Below are 20,239 nucleotides of genomic sequence, written 5' to 3'. Positions count from 1 at the left end.
TCGGACAGCTACGACTTGTGCGGCGGCCGCTCTGGCGGGTCCGGCCACTTGTCGGCGAGGTAGAGCGCGTCTTCCTCGGCCGCCACCGGCACAGCTGCCGGATCGACCGGCAGGCCGAAGAAGGACCGCTTGAACGGCGCCTCCGCGCTGGGCACGGGCTGGCCGATGAAAGGTTTTAGAATACCAAACAGGGAGAACATGGCGGCTCCTATTTGAAAATGCCCTTGAGCAGGCGCCCCTCGATCTCGGCAAGGTCGGCGGCGCCGCGCTGGCGTGGGCGGGGATGATCGATAGCGATATCGAGCGCGATGCGGCCCTCGTCGAGCACGATGACCCGATCGGCCAAAGCAACGGCCTCGCCGACATCATGGGTGACGAAAAGGGCAGTGAAGCCCTGCTCGCGCCAGACCCGTTCGATCAGTGCCTGCATGGTGATGCGGGTCAGTGCATCGAGCGCTCCGAGCGGTTCATCGAGCGCGAGGAAGCCCGGCTGGCTAACCAGCGCCCGGGCCAAAGCCGCGCGCTGGCGCTGGCCGCCGGAAAGGCGCGAGGGCCATTCGGGCGCCTTTTCGGCCAGTTGCACCTCGGCCAGGGCCGCCTCGGCCTTGCGCCGCGCGGTCCGCCTGTCGACGCCCTCGCCCAGCCCGACGATCACATTGTCGATGATGCTGGCCCAGGGCAGCAGGCGCGGCTCCTGGAAGACGATGCGGGAGCTCGGTTCGGTCTCGGCCCCGTCTGCGCCGACGAAGCTGATACGGCCTGATGTGGGCGTATCGAGCCCGACCAGCAGGCGCAGCAAGGTGCTCTTGCCGCAGCCGCTCTTGCCGACAATGGCCAGGAACTGGCCGGCTGGCACGTCGAGATCGAGGTCATGCAGTACCGGAACGTCACCGAAGCTCTTTGAGAGGCCCTCGATGCGGATGCCGACGCCGGGGGTATCGCGGCGCTGGCGGGGCGAGCGGGCTTCGTATTCGGGTTCGATATCGCGGCCCCAGACATTCTTGGTACGGGCTGATATGCTCATGGCTCAGCTCCTTTCCGGTTTCTGGTAGGCGGGATTCCACGACAGGGTCAGCCGCTCGAGGGTCAGCGCGATGACGTCGGCCAGCTTGCCGAGCAGCGCGTAGATGACGAGCGCCAGGATGACCACGTCGGTCATCATGAATTCGCGGGCCGAATTGGCCATGTGGCCGATGCCGGACGAGGCGGCCATGCTCTCGGCGACGATGAGCGTGAGCCACATGATGCCGAGCGAGAAGCGCAGGCCAACGAAGATCGAGGGCAGCGCGCCGGGGAAGATGACCTTGCGGAACAGCGTCCAGCCATTCATGCCGTAGACGCGGCCCATCTCGATCAGTTGCGGATCGACATTGCGCACCCCATGCAGCGTGTTGAGATAGATCGGGAAGAAGACGCCAAGCGCCGTGAGGAAGAGCTTGGCCTCCTCGCCGATGCCGAACCACAGGATAACCAGCGGGATCAGCGCCAGGTTGGGAATGGTGCGCAACATCTGCAGCGTCGTATCGGTCAGCGTATGGCTGAGCCGCGATATGCCGTTGGCGAGACCGAGCAGAAAGCCGATGGAGCCGCCAACCAGCAGGCCCGAAATGGCGCGCAGCGCACTGGCCTGAATGTTGACGGCCAGTTCCCCGGTGACGAGCTTGTCCCAGAAGGCCCAGACGACCTGGATCGGCGCCGGCATCAGGCGGTTGGTGATCCAGCCGAAGGACGTCGCAGCCTGCCAGAGCAGGACGACCGCGAGCGGCAGCAGGAACGGGATCAGCATGCCGGCAGAAAAGCGCACTCTATTGCTACGCTTTCCTGCAGGCTTGCCTGTTGGCAGGGTGATGGGCTTACCGAGTTCAGCAGCGAGGGTCATGTCGGCCTCCGGTGAAAGCAGGGATGGGCCGGCACCATGCCGGCCCATCGGTTGCGGCAGGTTCAGAGCGCCGGCGGGTACCAGACGATGTCGCTGATGGTGAGCTGGCGCGGGATGATCTTCTCGGCAAAGAACGTGTCGGCCAGCGCCTGCTGATAGGCGATGACCTCTTCATCGAGCGACTGGATGGCGCCCAGATCGGCCCCCTTGCGGCCCAGGGTAATGCGGGTGATCGGCACTGGCACGCCTGTCGAGGCCGAGATGGTTTCGGCGGTGGCGTCGAGGTCCGACTGCGCGGCAGCGCCGACCTTTTTCAGCTCGTCGATGACTTCGGCGACAATGGTCGGGTTGTCCCTGGCATAGGCGCCATTGGCCTGCAGGAACCCCCAGGAATCGACGATCCCCTCGGTGGTGGTCAGCACGCGCGTCTCGGGATCCTGCGCCGCGATGGCGTAGTAGGGGTCCCAGATGACCCAGGCGTCGATCTGGTTGTTGGCGAAGGCCGGAGCGGCATCGGGCGGGCCAAGATCGAGCGGGGTGATGTCGGCCAGCGTCAGGTCGGCGCTGCGCAGGGCGGCGAGGATGAAATTATGCGAGCTGGAGCCGCGCTTGAAGGCCACCCGCTTGCCCTTGAGATCAGCCAGCGACTGGATGGGCGAGTCCTGCTTGACCAGGATGGCCGAGCCATCGAGGCTCCCCGGCGTGGCCGCGACATAGACCAGATCGCCGCCGGCCGCATGGGCGAAAAGTGGTGGCACGTCGCCGGTCGAGCCGAAGTCGATGGCATGGGCGCCCAGAGCTTCGAGCAGCGGTGGACCGGAGGTGAATTCGGCCCAGGTGACGGTGATGCCGCGCGGGGCGAGCCGCGCCTCGATGGCGCCGCTGGTCTTGGCGAGGGCGAATGTGCCGCCCTTCTGCCAGCCGATGCGGAATTCGGTGGCACTGTCCTGGGCACGGGCGGCACTTGGCAGAGCGAGCGCAGCGGCGGCGCCGGCAAAGAGGGGGAAAGTCTGTCTGCGGGTCAGCATATTGGGCTCCGTTGGGAAGGGATTAGGCGCTTTGCGCCACGAGGTCGGCATTGCGGATGGCGGCGAGGCGCCAGCCCAGCTCATCCACCACCCGCTCGATGCGGGACTTGAGGTTGGCGCTGGCCGGCTGGTAGTCGGCGAAATCGGGTTCGGTGGCGTAGATGCCGGTCGACAGGATATCGGCCGAGAAGAAAGCAAAGAGCGGCCGCAGCCCGTGATCGACCACCAGCGCATGGCGCTCGCTGCCGCCGGTGGCGGTCAGCACCACCGGCTTGTCCTTGAGCGCCTTGGGATCGATCAGGTCGAACAGGTGCTTGAACAGGCCCGTATAGGTGCCCTTGTAGACCGGTGAGCCGACCACCAAAGCATCGGCATTGGTGATGGTGTCGATCAGGTCCACCAGGTCGGGTGGCGCCTGGCGCGGGTCGAGCGTGGCGCCGAGCGAGGGGTGGATATCGACCAGGTCATAGATGGTGGTGCGGGCGCCGCTGCGCTGGGCCGTGGTCTCGACGATGGTCTCGACCAGGCTCTTGGTGCGCGAGGGCAGCGAGGACGAACCGGCAAAGCCGACGATGTGAAGCTGGTTCATGATGCGCTCCGCTGCTGGCTGGCACGGGCGACGAAGCGGTTGGCCGGGCGTTCGAGCCCCAGATTCTCGCGCAGGGTCGCGCCCTCATATTCGGTGCGATAGAGCCCGCGCTTCTGCAGGATCGGCACCACCTGCTCGACGAAATCGGTGAGCCCAGTGGGGAGTACGGGCGGCATGATGTTGAAGCCGTCGGCCGCGCCATTGACGAACCAGTCCTCAAGCGCATCCGCGACCTGTTCGGGCGTGCCGACATAGGTGCGGTGACCGCGGGCCGTGGCCAGCGACAGGTAGAGCTGGCGCAGGGTGAGGCCGGTGCTGGCGAGGTCGGAGACCAGCTTGAGGCGGCTCTTGTTGAGCTCGGTATCGGTGGGCAGTGGCGGGGCGACATCGTCCAGCGAATAGCCGGAGAGATCGACGCCCACATAATATTGCTTGAGGATGCCCCAGGCGATGGAGGGATGGACCAGCGACTGGATGAACTCGTAGTTCTCCTGCGCTTCGGCCTCGGTACCACCAAGCACCGGGAACAGGCCCGGCATGATCAGCAACTGCTCGGGCCGGCGGCCGTATTTGGTCAGGCGCCCCTTGATGTCGGAATAGAATTCCTGGCCATCGGCCAGCGTCTGGTTGGCGGTGAAGATCACCTCGGCGGTGCGGGCGGCAAGGTTCCGGCCGGCTTCGGAGGCGCCGGCCTGCACGACGACCGGCCTGCCCTGCGGCGAGCGGGCAACATTGAGCGGCCCGGCGACATCGAAAAACTGGCCGTGGTGATCGACCTTGTGGACCTTGGCGGGATCGAGGAAGACGCCGCTTTCCTTGTCCACGATCAGCGCGTCGTCCTCATAGCTGTCCCAGAGGTCGAGCACGAGATCGACCACTTCCTCGGCCCGCTCGTAACGATTGGCGTGGGCGGGGTGGCCGGCGATGGAGAAGTTTTTCGACACGTCCGCGGCGGTCGTCACCACGTTCCAGGCGGCGCGCCCCTTGCTGATATGGTCGAGCGAGGCGAATTTGCGCGCCAGCAGATAGGGGTCTTCGTAGGTGGTGGAGGCGGTAGCGACAAAGCCGATATTGCTTGTCACCTGTGACAAAGCCGACCAAAGCGTCACCGGCTCGAAATGGGCTGAATGGCTGACGCGGGAGCGGATTTCCGGGTCCTTGTCGCCATCCCAGCCGGCCGGGCTGTCGGCCACGAAGACCAGGTCGAACAGGCCTTTTTCGGCCGTCTGCGCCAGGCCCCGATAGTGATCGATATTGTGGCCAGCATCGGCCTGGGCATCGGGATGCCGCCAGGCGGCGACATGATGACCTGTCGCCATGATGAAGGCGCCGAGTCGTATCTTCCTTGATGTATCGCTCATCTCGACCTCTCGCTGTTAGCCGCGCTCCCTGGAAGCGCACCATCATTTGGCGCTAACTCTAGTGATTTAGTCGAGTATAGATTTTTGCCTTGTTTCCCCGCTTTGCAGTTTTGTGTTTCCCCGTGTGCGGGGGTGGCAGATGCCGATTTTCAAAGGAGAATGGAGCCCGCCGCAGACGGGCTCCCGTTCTGTCAGTCCGCCATGGGCGTGAAATGGCGGCCGGAGATTTGCGAGATGATCATGTAGCTCACCGCGCCCAAGCCATAATAGGACGAGGCCGAGGCTTCCTCGCGCGGCACGATGATGAGCTGGTTCTCGCGGCAGGCATGCAGGAAGTTGCAGAAATCGGGCAGGACCTGTTCGAGATAGGTCACGGCATCATCGGGCGTTTCCAGCGTATCGGTGCGGTAGGTGGCAAAGATCAGGTCGGCGTCCAGCTCGGGCAAGGCCTCGGCACCGAAGACCTCGTCGCCCCCTTCGGGAATGGCATCGACCACCGCAGGGAACTTGAAGCCGGCATCGCGCAGCACTTTGCCGAGCGCACCATAGGTGTGCCAGACGAAGAGCTGCCCATTGACGCCCTGGATGACATTGACGGTGATCGAGCTGGTATCGATCAGCCGCTTGATCTGGGCGATCTGGCCTTCATAGCGCGTCTTGAGAGTGGCTAGGCGATCCTGTGTACCCGTAATGTCGGCCAGCACGTCATGCATGCCGAAATCGCCGCGCTTGGTGTCGTCGAGCACCAGTGTCGGCGCGATGGCGGCGAGCTGGTTCACATCGGCCGTCTGCCAGGGCGTCATGAGGATCAGGTCCGGTTCGAGCGCCGCCACCGCCTCGACATCGGCCGGCAGGTTGCCGACGAACTTGATGTCGGAATTGTCGAAGTCGATGCCGGTCAGCACGTCGCTGGAACGGATGAAGGGCACGCCCTCGGCCGTGGTGCGGCCATGGCTGCCCACCGGCGTTACGCCCAGTTCCAGCAGCGGAATGGTGATGGCCAGGTCCTGCAGCGACACGATACGCAGCGGCTCAACAGGAATATCGACCACGCGGCCGGTATCGTCGGTAAAACTGCGGGTGTCCTGGGCGAAGGTGGGCGAGAGGCCGGCCAGCAGCATCAGGCTGGCCAGCATCAGGGTGAGCTTGCGCATGGAATTGTTCTCCTTGGTGGAAGCGGACGCCGTCACTGGGCGGCCTCGGGGCGCGGCGAGGTGGCGGTCAACACGGTAAAGGCCATCATGCTGAGCGCGTTGTATGAGGTCGAAGTGGTCTCATCGCGCGGGATGGCGACGAGGTTTCCTGCCTTGCAGGCGGTGAGGTAGTCGCAGAAACCGGGAACGAGGGCCTCCATCTGCGCATAGGCGTCCTGGGCGGTTTCGCCGCGCTCGGCCAGATAGGTGAGGAAGATCACGTCGGCATCCATTTCCGGCAGCATTTCGGCGCTGAAGCTGGCATTCTCGCCGTCGGGAATGTCCCGGACCGCTTCGGGCATGGCGTAGCCGGCATCGCGCAGCACGCGGCCCAGCGAAGCAAAGTGCCTGTAGACGCGGATCTGGCCTTCGAGCGCGGCAAAAACGTTGACCGACACGTTCTGGGTATCGACCAGGCGCTTGATCTGTTCGATCTGCTTTGCATAGCGCCCGTCGAGCCGCGCCAGGGTTTCCTCGGTGCCCGTCAATTCGGCCAGCAGTTGATAGATGTCGTATTTGTCGCGGGTGACGAAATCGATGAGGATGGTGGGCGCGATCTGCTCGTATTGCTCGGGCTTCTGGTTGTTGGAGAGGATGATGAGGTCCGGTTCGGCGGCCGCCACCTTTTCCGGGTCGATTTCCGTACCGGTGCCGAGGAAGGCCATGCCGGTATTGTCGTAGTCGAAACCGGTCAGCATCTTGGACGAGCGCAGATAGGGCGTGCCGTCCTCTTCCACCCGGCCGTGACTACCGACCGGCGGGGCGCCCAGCTCGATCAGCGGAATGGTGAAGAACAGGTCCTGCAGGGACACGATGCGCTGGGGATGAGCCGGGATTTCAACCACCCTCCCCGCATCGTCGGTGAAGCTGCGGGTTTCCTGGGCGAAGCCGGGTGTGGCGAGCAGGGCGACGACGATGCCCATGAAGGTTCGGCGGATCGGGGTGAGCATGGCTCAGTCTCCGGGTCAGGTGGGATGGTGCGAATGGGGGTGCACGGCGTCGAGGCACCAGCGCAGCTCGTCCTCGCCGCCGCCCTGGGCGACAACGCCGCAATTGCCCTGCACCATGAAGGTCTGGGCATGCAGGCAGATGGCCAGGCGTTCGGTGCCCACGGCAGCTGTCAGCACGAGCGCGGTGCCTTCGGGCGCATCCTCGGGCAGCGCGGCAGGCTCAAGCACGACATCGGCAGCGCGATGGCCATGGGCCTCCGCCCAACCCATGGCCGCCAGTTCGGCGACCTGCAGCGGCTCGGGCTGGTCAGTGCGGCCCTTATAGGCCGGCAGGTAAACTTCCTCCCGGCCGAGCGCGGCGAGGAAAGCGGGCGCCTGCGCCGCCGTCATGCGGCCATAGCGTTGACGCTGCGGCATGACGACCAGCGAGGCGGCGAAGCGGCAGCCGCCGATATGGGTGGCCTGGACGATATTGAAGCGGGCTGGATCGGCCTCGGCCACCAGCGCCTTGTAGGTGGAAAAGCCGTGCCGGGCGCAGCAGGCGTCGCGGCGGCTGTCGGTGCAGCAGAGGATGGTCTGGCGTGCATCGACCTGGCCAACGAAGACCGTGCCCGCGACATAGTCGTTGATGGCGGCGATCAGTTCGGCCTCGTCGGCAAAGTCGGCATAGACGTTTTCAGGCAGCGCATGCAGCGTGGGCAGGCTGCCTTCGGCTTCGACCTTATCCACCAGAGCCACATGCAGCTTGGCATGAGCGGCCTCGTGCAGCGCCTCGGTGAGATCAGGGCTCATATCCACAGATTCCCAGCGCGGGGTGCGCCACTTGCCGCGCGGCCAGGCCAGCATGAGGATGCGCTGCGGCGCATCCCCGGTACCGGCCAGCGGCTCGCCCCGTTCGCTGCAGAGATCGGTGCAGAAGACGTGCTTGCCCATTACGGTGCTTCGACAAAAGGCGTGAAGGGGCGGCCGGCGACGGTGTTTTCCACCAGCTCCAGAGCGAGGTCGAGGCCGGCCATGGTCGAGCCGAAGGTCGGGCCAGGCAGCAGCACGAACTGGCCGTTCTGGCAGGCGGTCAATGCCTGGCACCAGCCGGGGGCGAATTTCTCATAGGCCGCGAAGATCGTTTCGGGCGTGGCGTCGGGCTGCTGGCGGTAGAAGCCGAAGACGAAGTCGGCATCGAGGTCCTGGATCAGCTCGGCGCTCCAGGAGGCCTGGGTTTCGGCGAGGGCGGCCACGACGGCAGGCTGGGCGAAGCCGACATCGTCGAGCACTTGCGCGATGGCCCCCAGGCCAGCGCGATAAACCCACAATTCCTCGCCAGCCGGGAACATGAAAGTCATGGTGATCGAGATGACAGACGTGTCGCCGATATAGGATTTGGCGCGTTCGACATTGTCGAGATAGCGCTGGTAGCGCGCGTCGAAACTGCCGGACTTGCCGCTGACATCGGCCAGGGTCTTGAGCGTGTCGACCAGGCCGAGTGCGCCATTGTCGATCAGCAGCGTCGGCGCCACCTTTTGCAACTGCTCGGCCACATCAGGATCGGTATAGGGTCCGCCGATGATCAGATCGGGCGACAGGGCCGCGATGGCTTCGAGGTCGAGCCCGTTGAAGCCGCCGACATAGGCAATGTCGGTATTGGCATAGTCGATGCCCAGCGTATCCATACCGCCGCGCAGAAAGTGATTGCCATCGGCATCGGTGCGGCCGGCGCTGCCGACCAGCGGCGCACCCAGCTCATAGAGCGGCAGGGCGACGATCTGGTCGTTGAGCGCCACGATGCGCTGCGGCGCGACGGGAATGTCGAATGTGCCGTTGGCCGCGGTGAAGGAGCGGGTTTCCTGGGCGAAAGCCGGACTGGCGAGCCCGATGGCGAGGGCCAGGACGGCGAGGGTTGCGCGAAGAATCATCTGAGGTCTCCAGGAAATGGCTAAAGCAGGTCGCCGGGCACTTCGGTTGCCGGGTCGCCATCGGCGGCGACCTCGAGCATGGGCAGGATGGATTCGATAGCGATGGGCAGCGACAGCAGCGACACGCGGGCAAAGGCCGCGACGACTGCGTCCGGCAGGTAGATTTCCCCACCCGTGGTGGAAGCGCGCAGGAAGGGATGGATCGGCGACTGCGGGATGGAGGTCACTTCATCGCTGCCGTACCAGATGGTGACATCGGCATCGATCATGGCGATGTCTTCGGGCGAGCCCTCGAGGTAGAATTCGTCCTCGCTCGAAATGGCGTTGAGGGCCTCGGGCAGTTGGAAGCCGAAGCCTTCGAGGAACTGGCCGCGCACGTCGTAACGCGTATAGGCCCAGGGCGTACCCTCGGTGATGCCGCCGACAACGGCCGTCAGGTCGGCCCATTGCGGATGCTCGGCGCGGATCTCGTCGATCCGGGCCCGGATGGCATCGATGCGCGCAATGGCCTCGGCCTCCTCGCCCACCGCCCGCGCGGCCAGTAAGGCGCGTGTATCCCAGGGCAGCGCATAATCGCCAATGCCCGGCGGCACGGCGACGACCGGCGCGATCAGGCTGAGCTTGGCATAGTCGGCATCGGTAATGCCGGAATAGACGGCGATGATGACTTCGGGGTCGAGCGCGGCAATCGCCTCGAAATCGAGATCGCCCTCGAAGACGACCGGTTCGGTGGTCAGCAGGTCCTGGGCCCAAGGGCCGGCGGTGAAGGCAAAGCCATCCTGCGGACGCCATTGCATCACCGCAAGCGGCTCGATGCCCACCGCCAGCAGATTGTCGATCCCGCCATAGTCGATGCTCACGACGCGCGTCGGCTTGGCCTCGATAATGCTGGTGCCGAATTTGTGCTCGATGCGGAGGGGAAATTCCTGCGCCATGCCCGCAAGCGTGGACACGGCCAGGGTCAGGGCAGCCAGGGAGAAACGAAGGATCATTTTGAATGTCCGGGGCGTGGGGTCAGTGGGTTGTTGCGCGACTGCGCAGCAGCAGGGCGACGAAGAGGGGGACGCCGATCAGCGCAGTCAGCAGGCCGGCGGGAATCTGGATCGGCGCGAAGGCGGCGCGGCCGATGAGATCGGCCAGCGAGACCAGCAGCGCGCCGATAGCGGCTGTGAGGATGAGGTGCATGGCCATGCCTGCCGGGGCCAGGCGCTGGGCGGCATGAGGCGCGATGAGGCCGACAAAGCCGAGCGGCCCGACCACCGAAGTGGCGATTGCGGCCAGCGCCACGGCGACGGCCAGTTGCAGGTTGCGTACCAGCTTTACCGGCGCGCCGAGGCCGATGGCTGCCGCTTCGCCGAAGCGCAGTGCGCTCATGGTGCGGCTGATGGCGAGCAAAGCCGGCAGCAGCACTGCGCACCAGGCCAGCAGAGTCCACACATCGCCCCAACTGGCGGCGTTGATCGAGCCGGCCAGCCAGGCCAGAGCCGCCATGGCGCGGTCGATCTCGCCATAGGTCATCATGGCCGAGGTGATGGAGGAGATGAAGGCCGAAAGCCCGATGCCCATGAGGATGAAGCGGATCGTGCTGCCGCCCTGACGCGTGCGGGCCAGGCCCTGCACGGCTAACGCCACCAGAATGGCCCCGGCAAAGGCTGCCCAGGGGCGCCAGCTGCTCGATATATCGGGAAAAACCACAGTGAGCGTCACCACGGCCAAAGCCGCGCCCTGGCTCACACCGACCAGCGACGGATCGGCCAGGCCATTGCGCGTGGCATTCTGCAGCGCCGCGCCCGATAGCGCCATCATGGCGCCGACCAAAGCCGCAGCCAGCGTGCGCGCGAAGCGGAATTCCCAGACCACATTGTCGATGGCACGACTGATGGTGATGCCGCGCAGAGTATCGAGCACGTCGCCCAGAGCCACGCCATAGCTGCCGGTGGCGAGGCTCACCGCTATCGTGAGGAATAGAGCGAGCAGCAGCAGGCAGAGCACCAGGACGGCGCGCAGCGGCAGCTTGAGGGCAAGGCGTTCGCGCGGACTGCGCAGCACGATCTGGCGGGGATGGGTCACAGCCGTCATCAGCGCGTCCTCTGCCGGACGAGATGGACGAAGAGCGGCGCGCCGACCATGGCGGTGATGATGCCGGTGGAGATCTCGCGCGGCGGGATGGCGATGCGGGCGATGATATCGACGCCCAGCAGATAGACCGCGCCGGTCAGGGCCGCATAGGGCACGATCCAGCGATAATCCGAGCCCACATAGAGCCGCACGATATGGGGGATGACGAGGCCGATAAAGCCCAGCGGGCCGGCGAGAGCCACCGAACAGGCCGTGAGCACGACCACCACGGCCAGCAGTTGTACCTTGAGCCGCCCGGTGCGCACGCCCAGCCCCTGCGCCACCTCGTCGCCCATGGCGAGCACGGTGACCCGCGGCGCCAGCGCCAGCCCGGCGGCCAAAGCGATAGCGATCCAGGGCCCGACATACCAGAGCAGGTTGATGTCACGTCCGGCAAGGCCCCCGGTGAGCCAGACGCGCAGGTTCTCGAACGTGTCCTCGCCCAGCAGATGCGCAATCGAAATCAGCGCGCCGAGAAAGGCGCTGATCGCCGCGCCCGACAAGGTAAGACTGAGCGGCGTAGCGCCGCCCGGCACGAAACGGGCGATGAAATAGACCACCAGGGCAGCCCCCAGCGCGCCCACCATGGCGATCCAGGGCACCAGCGCCGCATTGGTCATGCCGGTAAAGGCGGTGACCATGACGACGGCGAAGGATGCCCCGGCCGTGAGCCCCAGCAGGCCCGGATCGGCCAGCGGATTGCGCGTGACCCCCTGCATCAGCGCCCCGGCCAGCGACAGGCTGGCGCCGACCACCACGGCCAGTACGGCACGCGGCAGGCGCAGGTTCATGATGATGACTTGGTCGAACACTTTCGGGTCGAATTGGGTCAGCGCCTCGATCACCGTACCCAGCGGCAGCGGCTTGGCGCCCACCGCGATATGCAGCAGGAATGCGCCGACCAGCACGGCCAGCAGGACCGGCACACCCGACCAGGCGCGCACCGGATGGCGCGCGGTCAGAACGGTGTCGGTTGCCGTGGCTGATGTCATGATGCCGCCGCCACCGGCCGCGGCTTGCGCGCGCGGATGGGCACGCAGACCAGCCGGCCACTTTCGGGATCGCGCAGCACGTTGGCGCGCAGCCCGAACACATCATGCAGCCGCTCGGCCGTGAAAATGGTGTCAGGCTGGCCGGCGGAGACAATCCGCCCCTCTTTCATCATCACTAGGTAATCCGCATAGGCGGCAGCCAGGCTCAGCTCATGCAGCACGATGACCAGGGTGCGGCCGCGCTCATGCGCCAGGCCCGTCAGCAGGTCCATCAGGTCGACCTGCACCTTGAGGTCGAGGAAGGTGGTAGGTTCGTCGAGCAGGATGAGTTCGGTTTCCTGCGCCAGCACCATGGCCACCCAGCAGCGCTGCCGCTGCCCACCGGACAGCGTATCGACCGGCCGATCAGCAAAGTCGGTAATACCGGCAATCGCCATGGCGCCGTTGACGGCGTCCTCATCGGCGCGCGTCCACTGGCTAAGCAGCGACTGATGCGGAAAACGTCCCTGCGCCACCAGTTCGCGTACCGACAGGCCCTCGGGCGCTATCGGACCCTGCGGCAGCAGGCCCAGCCTCGCCGCGACCGACCTGGTATTGAGCGAATGAATGTCCTTGCCATCGAGCAGCACATGACCAGCGCCGGGCTTGAGGATGCGGGCCAGCGACTTGAGCAGGGTCGACTTGCCGCAACCATTAGGCCCGATGAGGATGGTCACCTGCCCGTCCGGCACTGCCAGATCAATACCGTCCAGAATATTGACGCCCGCATAGCCGGCGTCGACGGCGATTGTCTCAAGGCGGCTCATGGGCACGCCGCTCGCATCGCACCAGCATGCGCGGTCGCAGTCATAACCCCTCCGAACTCACCCTCTCGTCATCGGGGCTCATCCATCAGAATTTAAGTTGACTGTCAATATCATGAATATGATACCGACCAGGTGATGCCCGTGCGAACGAGTTCACCACCTGGCCGGCTGTGATCGCGAAGCGCGCGTTACAGGAGCGCCTGCTCGTTCCTGCCCATGAAGCGGAAGGCGATGTAGACGGCGCAGCCGCTAAGCAGCAGCAGGATGGTGGACAGGGCGGCCGCCGTGCCGAAATCGCCATCGAGGATGAGCAGGTAAATGCGCACCGGCATGGTCATGGTGCTGCCGACATAGAGCACCAGCGAGGACGATAATTCGTTGATGGCGGTGACGAAGCTCAACATGCCACCGGCGATAATGCCGGGCACGATGAGTGGCACGGTGATGCGGAGGAAGGCCTGGAACGGGCTGTAACCGAGCGAAATCGCCGCCTCTTCCATGCTGGGTGATATCTGCCGCAGGGAGGAGGCCGTGGTGCGCACCGTATAGGGCAGCCGGCGGATGAAGATGGAGAGGATGATGATCGTCGCCGTGCCGGTCAGCACGATCGGGCCGGTATTGAAGGCCGCGATGAAGGCGATGCCGATGACAATGCCCGGCATGACATAAGGCACCATGAAGGCGCCATCGAGCAGAGCCGTATTGAAATTGGTGCGACGGGCGACCAGCACCCCGACCACCGTACCAACAATGACGATCAGCACCACCGCAGCCACGGAGAAGGTCAGCGAATTGCGCACCACATCGCCCAGGTTGAACAGGATGCGCTCATAGCTCTGCAGCGCGAACCCATCCTGGAAGACGGGGCCGCTGGTCTTGCGGAAGGAATAGATGACCGAGATGATGACGGGCATCGCCCCGCACAGGCCGATGAAATAGACGGCGAAATGCGCCAACACGTTGCGCCAGCCCTTGAGCTGGATGCGCATCGGCTTGTTGATCATGTTGCCGTGGTAGACGTTGCGGCGCGACATGTAGCGCTGCAGCATGACGAAGACCATCGAGACCAGGATCAGGATCACGCTGATCGTGGTGGCCATGGACATGTTGGAGCCCACTTCGGCCGAATAGAGCGTGAAGGCCTCGGTGGCCAGCACGTTGTAGCCACGGCCGAGCAGGCGCGGCGTGCCGAAATCGGCAATGGCGTGGATCAGCGCCAGCAGCCCGCCAGCGGTCAAAGCCGGGAACACCATGGGGAAGGAAATCTTGAAGGTGCGCTGCCAGGGCGTCAGGCCCAGCCCCTCGGCCGCCTCCTCAAGCGAGCGATTGACGTTGCTCAGCGCGCCCGAAACCATGAGATAGACGTAAGGATAGAATTTCAGCGAGAAGACGATGAGGATGCCGCCGACCCCATAGATGGGCGGCATGTTGATGCCCATGTCGCGCAGGAAGCCGCGTACTACCCCGCCGGCGCCGAACAGCACGATCCATGAATAAGCCCCGATAAAGGGCGGCGATACCAGCGCCAGGATGGCCAGCAGCGACACGAAGCGCCCGCCCCTGATAACGAAGCGCGAGACGCAGAAGGCCATGATCGAGCCCAGCAGCAGCGCGCCAAGCAACCCGCCAAAACCGACGACCAATGTATTGATGAAAGCCTGGTGGAAGCGCGGTTCGCCGAGGAATTTTAGGTAGTTGGCAAGGGTGGCGTTGCCCTCCTGGTCGTAGAAGCTGGAGACCAGCACCGAGCCGACCGGGATGAACAGCAGGACGAAGAGCAGCACCCAGGTGAGGATCATCACCACGGTCCAGAAATTGAAGCGTGGCATGGTCGTCACCCTCCGATGCGGGCGTTGTCGGCGCCGAAGGCCATGGGCGCGTCGCGCGGCACCAGCACGGAGACAGCCTCACCCGCCTCGCGTGTCGCTGCCATACCCGGATTGGCCAGTTGCACGACGATGGCACCGGCCGGCGTTTCGACCTGAACATGCGCCTCGCGACCGAGATAGGTATATTTGGTGACGGTGCCGGGGAGTATTGCAGCACCGTCAGCAGCCGCGCCGGCCTCGGCGAGCCCGAGCCGTTCCGGGCGTACGGCCCAACTTGCAGCGCCGGGAGCGGAGAGCCCGAGCTGGCCCAGCAAGGCATCGAGCGCCTCGCCCGGCTTGAACGTATTGAGCGTGCCGACGAATTCGGCGACGAACCGCGTCTGGGGGTTGCCGTAAATCTCCTGCGGCGTGCCGACCTGCTCGATGCGGCCGGCATTCATCACGCAGATGCGGTCGGAAATGGCCAAAGCCTCTTCCTGGTCATGCGTCACATAGATGGTGGCGATATCGACCTGCTGCTGGATATCGCGGATTTCCTCGCGCAGCTCGATACGCAGCTTGGCGTCGAGATTGGAGAGCGGCTCATCCATGAGTAGCAGGCGCGGATTGATGACCATGGCGCGGGCGAGGCCAATGCGCTGCTGTTGGCCGCCCGACATGGCGGCCGGCAGGCGTTCGGCCATGGCGCCCAGCCGTACGGCATCGAGCGCATGGGTGACGCGGGTCTTGATCTCGGCCGCCGGCACCTTGCGCGGCTTGAGGCCAAAGGCGACATTGTCGAACACGCTGAGATGGGGGAAGACGGCGTAATCCTGGAACACCATGCCGATATCGCGCTGATGCGGCGGCACCGCGCGCAGGTTGGAACCGTCGAGCGTGATATCGCCCGAGCTGAGATCGTTGAAGCCGGCAATCGCCCGCAGCAAAGTCGTCTTGCCGCAACCGCTGGGGCCGAGAAGCGTGAAGAATTCGCCGCGCTCCACCGAGACCGACACCCCGTTCAGCGCCATGAAGCTCTGCCCGAACTGCTTGGTCGCGTTGCTGACCGTCAGATAGCTCATGCGTCGTTCTCCCCCTCGACCGGCTTTCATATGACACTGACAAACTTTCGTATTGCAACAATTTTTCGTCCGGTTCAGGATGATTTTGATCTCAGAATGATCAAAAACGAACGGGAGGACTCGCATGAACATTCGCAAACGTACATTTTTGGCCCTGTCCGCCGCGGCGCTGATCGCCTCGACCAGCATGGGCACCTTGGCTTTGGCGCAGGACGGTTCGGTGGTCATCTACACGGCGCACAAGTCGTCGATCGTGGATACGCTGCTGCCGATCTTCGAACAGGAAACCGGCCTCAAGGCCGAAGTGGTCAAGCTCGGTTCGGGCGATATCGCCAAGCGCGTGCAGGCCGAAGCCGGCGCCCCGGCAGCCGACGTCATCTGGTCGATCTCGGGCAGCCAGCTCACTGAACTGGCCGATCTGCTCGAACCCTACGATCCGCCGGAGATGGACCAGATCGATCCGCAATACGGCCGGGACCCGAGCTGGACCCCCTACACAGCGGTGGTTTACGTGCTGGCGGTCAATACCGACCTGCAGCCGCTCGACAGCGCGCCCAAGACCTGGGCCGAACTCGCCGATCCGAAATGGGCCGGCCAGATTGCCAGCGCCCGCGCCGACGGCTCGGGTTCGGCCATGCAGCAGTTGCAGACCGTGCTCACCGTGTTCGGTGACGAGGGCTGGGACAAATATGCCGAGATCGCCAAGAACTTCGTGTTCACCGATTCCTCGGGCGCCGTGCCGCGCTTCGTGGCCGATGGCGAAACCTCGATGGGTCTGACGCTGGAAGACAATGCGCTGGAATATGTGCAGGGCGGTGCGCCGATCGCCATCGTGCACCTGACCGACGGCACCGCGGCAACGCCTGATGGCGTGGCCCTGGTCAAGGGCGGTCCCAATCCTGAAGGCGGCAAGGCTTTCATCGACTGGGCCATGTCCAAATCGACCCAGGAAAAGCTGGCCATGGATATCGGCCGCCGCTCGGTCCGCCTCGACGTGGCCGGCCCGGCCGGTACGCCGAACCTGGCCGACCTCACCCTGGTCGACGTGAAGCCCCTCAGCGACTTCGGCGGTGCCGAAGAGGTGCTGGCAAAGTGGCGGACCGCCATCGGCGAATAAGCCGGGCAGTTCAGAACAACACGACCAGAGCAGGACTAAATGAGGCAGCTTGAAGCGTTCACGCTAGGCAAGAAATTCGGCCATCCCGAGATGAACGAAGATAGCCTCGTGGTCATGCCCAATCTCGGTTACGCCGTCATCGACGGCGTAACCGACCGCAACGGCACCCGTTATGGCGGCATGCTGTCGGGGCAATACGCCTCGCGCATGGTCAAGCGGGCCATCGAAATTTTCCTTTTGGCGCAGGGCCAACCCGACAGGCCCGATCTGCAATTCCAGGGCGGGCAGCATTTTATCGACTATCTCGGCGCGGCCATTCATGACGGCTATGTCGCCCATGGTGCGCTGGCCGCAGTCGAGGCCGACTGGAAGCTGCGCGGCGGCTGCACTGTCATGGCCGCCATGCTGCTGGGCGACCGGCTCGAAGTGGTGGCCGTCGGCGATAGCGGCATCCGCATCAACGGCGTGGACACGCTGCAGGTGCTCAAGCCCCTCGACGATGTCACCGCTATCCTGCGCCGGGAAACCTGGCATCATTTCGAGGCTTTGGGCCGACCCATCGAGGACTGCGACAGGCATGCCGCATCGATGACCTGGCAGGGCACGCGCAACCAGCCTGCCGGCAGCACGACGGCAGCGCCGGATATCGTCGCCGCCATCGAGGCGCGGACGCTGACGGCCTGTCGCCAGCACCTGCCCGATGTGCCCGAGTCCGAACTGCTGGTGCTGATCCAGCACGGAATTTCCCACGGGCAAGGCCATTTCCAGAATGTCACCGAACCCGTGCTCGGCTATGGCGGCATCGATGGCTTTGCCGTGCCCGGCCGCTTTGTCGAAACCCGCAGCTACAAGCTGGTCGAAGTGGAAACGATCGAGCTATTCTCCGATGGTTATTTCAAGCAGGGCGAAGGATTCGGCGTCGCCGCCTGGGAAGCCGCTTTCCAGGAGGTGGAGGCCGAAGACCTCCACAAGATCGGCCGCTATATGAGCACCAAGGGCACGACCGAAACCCAATTGACCGATGATCGCAGCTATCTGGGCATCCGCCTGAAATGAGCGGGGAAACCATGCCCCGCTCGCACGCAATGCCCGATGCCGCGCCCGCCGAAAGCGGCCGGGCGGGCGAGCGGCGGCAGGCCATATTGCAGGCCGTGCGCGCCAATGGCGCGGCCTCGGTGGCCGAACTGGCCGCACGGTTCGACGTGACCTACCAGACCATCCGCCGCGACCTGCGTACGCTCGAAACCCAGGGCTTGCTGCAAAAGGCCTTTGGCGGCGCTTTCGCCTCGCCCGGCGTGGCTCACCACACCCATGATGAACGCCATATCGTGCAGGTGGCGGTGAAGCGCCAATTGGTCGCGGCGCTGGAAGAATTCCTGGTGCAAGGCGCCACCATTTTTGTCGGATTGGGCACAACCTTCGACTCGCTGCACGAAGTGCTGGCACGCCATCCGGGCGTGCTGATCGCCACGCCGAACCTGGAAGTGGCCCATTCCTGCGCGCTCAAGACCGATGCCACCGTCTATGTCTATGGCGGCTACGTGCGGAACAAGGATTCCTCGGTACTGACCCTGGCCGATGACAGCCGCCAGCGCTTCAAGTTCGACGTGGCGGTGATCGGCGCCAGCGCCATCGACCGCCAGGGCACCGTGCAGGAGTTCGACCCGATGGAGGTCGATCTGGTGCGCTCCATCCTGCCGCATGCGCGGCAGGTCATCCTCGTCGCCCATGACGAGAAATTCGACCGCCACGCGCCCCATGTGGTGACGCAACTGGCCGACATAGACGTGCTGATCACCAACGGCGACCCCACGCCCCGGTTTGACGACCCGGCAGTGCTCGGCAAAACACGTGTCATCGCTCTCGCCTAAACGTCCTCGAATTTCCTGGCCAGGCGATCGATCGATTCTTAGTCGTCCTCGAAGTGAATACGGCGGCCCTTGAACTGCGCATAGGCGATATAGGCCAGCGCCAGGAGGGTCAGCCCGATCAGCGTCGCCGATATCGGGCGGGTCACGAACGGGGTCAGGTCGCCACCCTCGAAGGTCAGGGCACGCCGCAGGTTGAGCTCCAGGATCGGGCCAAGAATATAGCCCAGCACCAGCACCGCGATCGGATAGCCGAAGCGCTCCAGCACCAGCCCGACCAGCCCGAAAGCCAGCATGACGAACACATCGGACGATTGATTGTCGGCCGAATATGCGCCGACCACCGTCAGCACGACCATGATCGGCAGCAGGTAGTATTTCGGCACCAGCAGGATGCGCGGGAAGATACGGAGCGTGGCGATCTGGAAGATCAGCACCACGACGGTGGCATAGAGGAAGGCGGCATAGATATCGGAGATGATACCCGGCTGCTGGGCAAACATCAGCGGGCCGGGCTGCAGGCCGTGGATCATGAAGCCGGCGATCATCAGTGCCGTCACCGCATCGCCCGGAATGCCCAGCGTCAGCAGCGGCAGCAGCGAACCGCCCACATTGGCATTGTTGGAAGATTCCGAAGCCCAGATGCCCTCGACGCTGCCCTTGCCGAATTCCTCCGGCGTTTTGGAGGACTGCTTGGCCACGGCCCAGGCGACCAGGCTTGAAGCCGAGGAGCCGATGCCGGGCAGCACGCCGATCCACACCCCGACCATGGAAGAGCGGAACATGTTCCACAGATTGTCCCGGATTTCGCGCCAGGTGACACCCAGCCCCTTCACGTCGAGATCGACGCTCACCTTGACCGGCTTGCGGGCCACCTCGCGCAGGACCTGCGAAATGGCAAACAGTCCGACGATGACGGGGACCACGGCAAAGCCACCGGTCAGGCTCACCTGCCCGAATGTCAGCCGCGCCGCGCCATCCATGGGCGAAAAGCCAACGGTGCTGACGGCCAGCCCCAGGGCCGCTGCAATAAGACCCTTGACCACGTTGTCGCTCGACAGCGTCACCACCAGCAGCATGGCCATGACGGTAAGCGCCGTCATTTCGTACGGCCCGAAGGAGAGCGCGAAACGGGCGATGACCGGCGCCAACGCAACCAGCGCCAGCAGCCCGAGCACGCCACCGACGAAATTGGCAAGAATGCCGGTGCTGAGCGCCTTGACCGCAAAGCCGCGCTGGGCCAGCGGGTAGCCATCGAATGTGGTGGCCACCGAGGATGGATTGCCTGGAATGCGCAGCAGCGTCGCGCCGAACAATCCCCCGCACATGGCGCCGATATAGATGGCGGTGAGAAAGCCGATGCCGATGCCCGGCGTCATGGTGAAGGTCACCGGCAAGAGCACGGCGACGCCGAGCGTGGCGTTGAGCCCGGGCAGCGCGCTGAACACCACGCCCAGAATGCTGCCAAAGGCGAGCAGAAAGAGCACTTGCGGATCACTCAGCAGGCCGACAAGGCTGGTTCCAAATAGTTCAAACAT

Annotated in this window: 20 protein-coding genes; 3 read left to right on the top strand and 17 right to left on the bottom strand. The window is 64.6% G+C overall.

Translation table 11 applies throughout. The features are described from left to right. Nucleotides 1-8: 8 nt before the first annotated feature. From FPZ08_RS20075 to FPZ08_RS20000, 16 genes are all read right to left on the bottom strand, one after another. Nucleotides 9-200 carry a hypothetical protein gene (locus FPZ08_RS20075; RefSeq protein WP_146292247.1) on the bottom strand — a complete coding sequence of 64 codons (192 nt, stop codon included), beginning with the start codon at nt 198-200 and terminating at the stop codon, nt 9-11. Between the two features lie 8 nt (nt 201-208). After that, nucleotides 209-1,024 (bottom strand): ABC transporter ATP-binding protein, encoded by an 816-nt coding sequence (locus FPZ08_RS20070; protein ID WP_146292245.1) that lies wholly within the window; start codon nt 1,022-1,024, stop codon nt 209-211. A gap of 3 nt (nt 1,025-1,027) precedes the next feature. Continuing rightward, nucleotides 1,028-1,786 carry an ABC transporter permease subunit gene (locus tag FPZ08_RS20065; protein ID WP_146293350.1) on the bottom strand — a complete coding sequence of 253 codons (759 nt, stop codon included), beginning with the start codon at nt 1,784-1,786 and terminating at the stop codon, nt 1,028-1,030. 155 nt (nt 1,787-1,941) lie between these two features. Next, the gene (locus FPZ08_RS20060; RefSeq protein WP_146292243.1) at nt 1,942-2,907 is read right to left on the bottom strand and encodes an aliphatic sulfonate ABC transporter substrate-binding protein; all 966 of its coding nucleotides are present in this window, start codon (nt 2,905-2,907) and stop codon (nt 1,942-1,944) included. 22 nt (nt 2,908-2,929) lie between these two features. Then, nucleotides 2,930-3,496, bottom strand: coding sequence for an FMN reductase (msuE, locus tag FPZ08_RS20055; RefSeq protein ID WP_146292241.1), 567 nt, complete (start codon nt 3,494-3,496; stop codon nt 2,930-2,932). Next, nucleotides 3,493-4,857, bottom strand: coding sequence for an LLM class flavin-dependent oxidoreductase (locus FPZ08_RS20050; RefSeq protein ID WP_146292239.1), 1,365 nt, complete (start codon nt 4,855-4,857; stop codon nt 3,493-3,495). The genes msuE and FPZ08_RS20050 overlap by 4 nt, the downstream gene beginning before the upstream one ends. A gap of 191 nt (nt 4,858-5,048) precedes the next feature. Then, entirely contained in the window at nt 5,049-6,011 is a 963-nt protein-coding gene (locus tag FPZ08_RS20045; RefSeq protein ID WP_146292237.1) for an ABC transporter substrate-binding protein, read from the bottom strand. A gap of 32 nt (nt 6,012-6,043) precedes the next feature. Continuing rightward, a complete protein-coding gene (locus FPZ08_RS20040) occupies nt 6,044-7,000 on the bottom strand; it encodes an ABC transporter substrate-binding protein (RefSeq protein ID WP_210246831.1) in 957 nt (318 codons plus the stop codon). 15 nt (nt 7,001-7,015) lie between these two features. Continuing rightward, nucleotides 7,016-7,933, bottom strand: coding sequence for a sucrase ferredoxin (locus tag FPZ08_RS20035; RefSeq protein ID WP_146292235.1), 918 nt, complete (start codon nt 7,931-7,933; stop codon nt 7,016-7,018). Further along, nucleotides 7,933-8,910: an ABC transporter substrate-binding protein gene (locus FPZ08_RS20030; RefSeq protein WP_146292233.1), complete on the bottom strand. Its 978-nt coding sequence runs from the start codon at nt 8,908-8,910 to the stop codon at nt 7,933-7,935. The genes FPZ08_RS20035 and FPZ08_RS20030 overlap by 1 nt, the downstream gene beginning before the upstream one ends. 20 nt (nt 8,911-8,930) lie before the next feature. Then, nucleotides 8,931-9,902 carry an ABC transporter substrate-binding protein gene (locus FPZ08_RS20025; RefSeq protein WP_146292231.1) on the bottom strand — a complete coding sequence of 324 codons (972 nt, stop codon included), beginning with the start codon at nt 9,900-9,902 and terminating at the stop codon, nt 8,931-8,933. A 22-nt stretch (nt 9,903-9,924) separates the two neighbouring features. Then, entirely contained in the window at nt 9,925-10,989 is a 1,065-nt protein-coding gene (locus FPZ08_RS20020; protein WP_146292229.1) for a FecCD family ABC transporter permease, read from the bottom strand. Then, nucleotides 10,989-12,020, bottom strand: coding sequence for a FecCD family ABC transporter permease (locus FPZ08_RS20015; RefSeq protein ID WP_146292226.1), 1,032 nt, complete (start codon nt 12,018-12,020; stop codon nt 10,989-10,991). The genes FPZ08_RS20020 and FPZ08_RS20015 overlap by 1 nt, the downstream gene beginning before the upstream one ends. Beyond that, complete coding sequence (locus tag FPZ08_RS20010) at nt 12,017-12,826, bottom strand: ABC transporter ATP-binding protein (protein WP_146292224.1); 810 nt, start codon at nt 12,824-12,826, stop codon at nt 12,017-12,019. The genes FPZ08_RS20015 and FPZ08_RS20010 overlap by 4 nt, the downstream gene beginning before the upstream one ends. Before the next feature lie 188 nt (nt 12,827-13,014). Beyond that, entirely contained in the window at nt 13,015-14,655 is a 1,641-nt protein-coding gene (locus FPZ08_RS20005) for an ABC transporter permease (protein ID WP_146292223.1), read from the bottom strand. A gap of 5 nt (nt 14,656-14,660) precedes the next feature. Beyond that, the gene (locus FPZ08_RS20000; protein WP_146292221.1) at nt 14,661-15,716 is read right to left on the bottom strand and encodes an ABC transporter ATP-binding protein; all 1,056 of its coding nucleotides are present in this window, start codon (nt 15,714-15,716) and stop codon (nt 14,661-14,663) included. A 124-nt stretch (nt 15,717-15,840) separates the two neighbouring features. On the opposite strand from FPZ08_RS20000, the gene FPZ08_RS19995 reads away from it, so the two are divergent. From FPZ08_RS19995 to FPZ08_RS19985, 3 genes are read left to right on the top strand one after another with little or no spacing between them, the layout of a single operon-like run. After that, a complete protein-coding gene (locus tag FPZ08_RS19995; protein ID WP_146292219.1) occupies nt 15,841-16,833 on the top strand; it encodes an extracellular solute-binding protein in 993 nt (330 codons plus the stop codon). A 39-nt stretch (nt 16,834-16,872) separates the two neighbouring features. After that, complete coding sequence (locus FPZ08_RS19990) at nt 16,873-17,889, top strand: hypothetical protein (RefSeq protein WP_146292217.1); 1,017 nt, start codon at nt 16,873-16,875, stop codon at nt 17,887-17,889. Nucleotides 17,890-17,900: 11 nt separating this feature from the next. Next, the gene (locus FPZ08_RS19985; protein ID WP_186767098.1) at nt 17,901-18,704 is read left to right on the top strand and encodes a DeoR/GlpR family DNA-binding transcription regulator; all 804 of its coding nucleotides are present in this window, start codon (nt 17,901-17,903) and stop codon (nt 18,702-18,704) included. A gap of 38 nt (nt 18,705-18,742) precedes the next feature. Here FPZ08_RS19985 and FPZ08_RS19980 read toward each other — a convergent pair whose 3' ends face one another. Further along, nucleotides 18,743-20,239 (bottom strand): tripartite tricarboxylate transporter permease, encoded by a 1,497-nt coding sequence (locus tag FPZ08_RS19980; RefSeq protein WP_146292213.1) that lies wholly within the window; start codon nt 20,237-20,239, stop codon nt 18,743-18,745.

It is taken from the genome of Devosia ginsengisoli, from assembly GCF_007859655.1.
Classification (GTDB): domain Bacteria; phylum Pseudomonadota; class Alphaproteobacteria; order Rhizobiales; family Devosiaceae; genus Devosia; species Devosia ginsengisoli.
The sequence above is the reverse complement of the archived record's forward strand: the minus strand, read 5'-3'. Positions and strand labels throughout refer to the sequence as shown.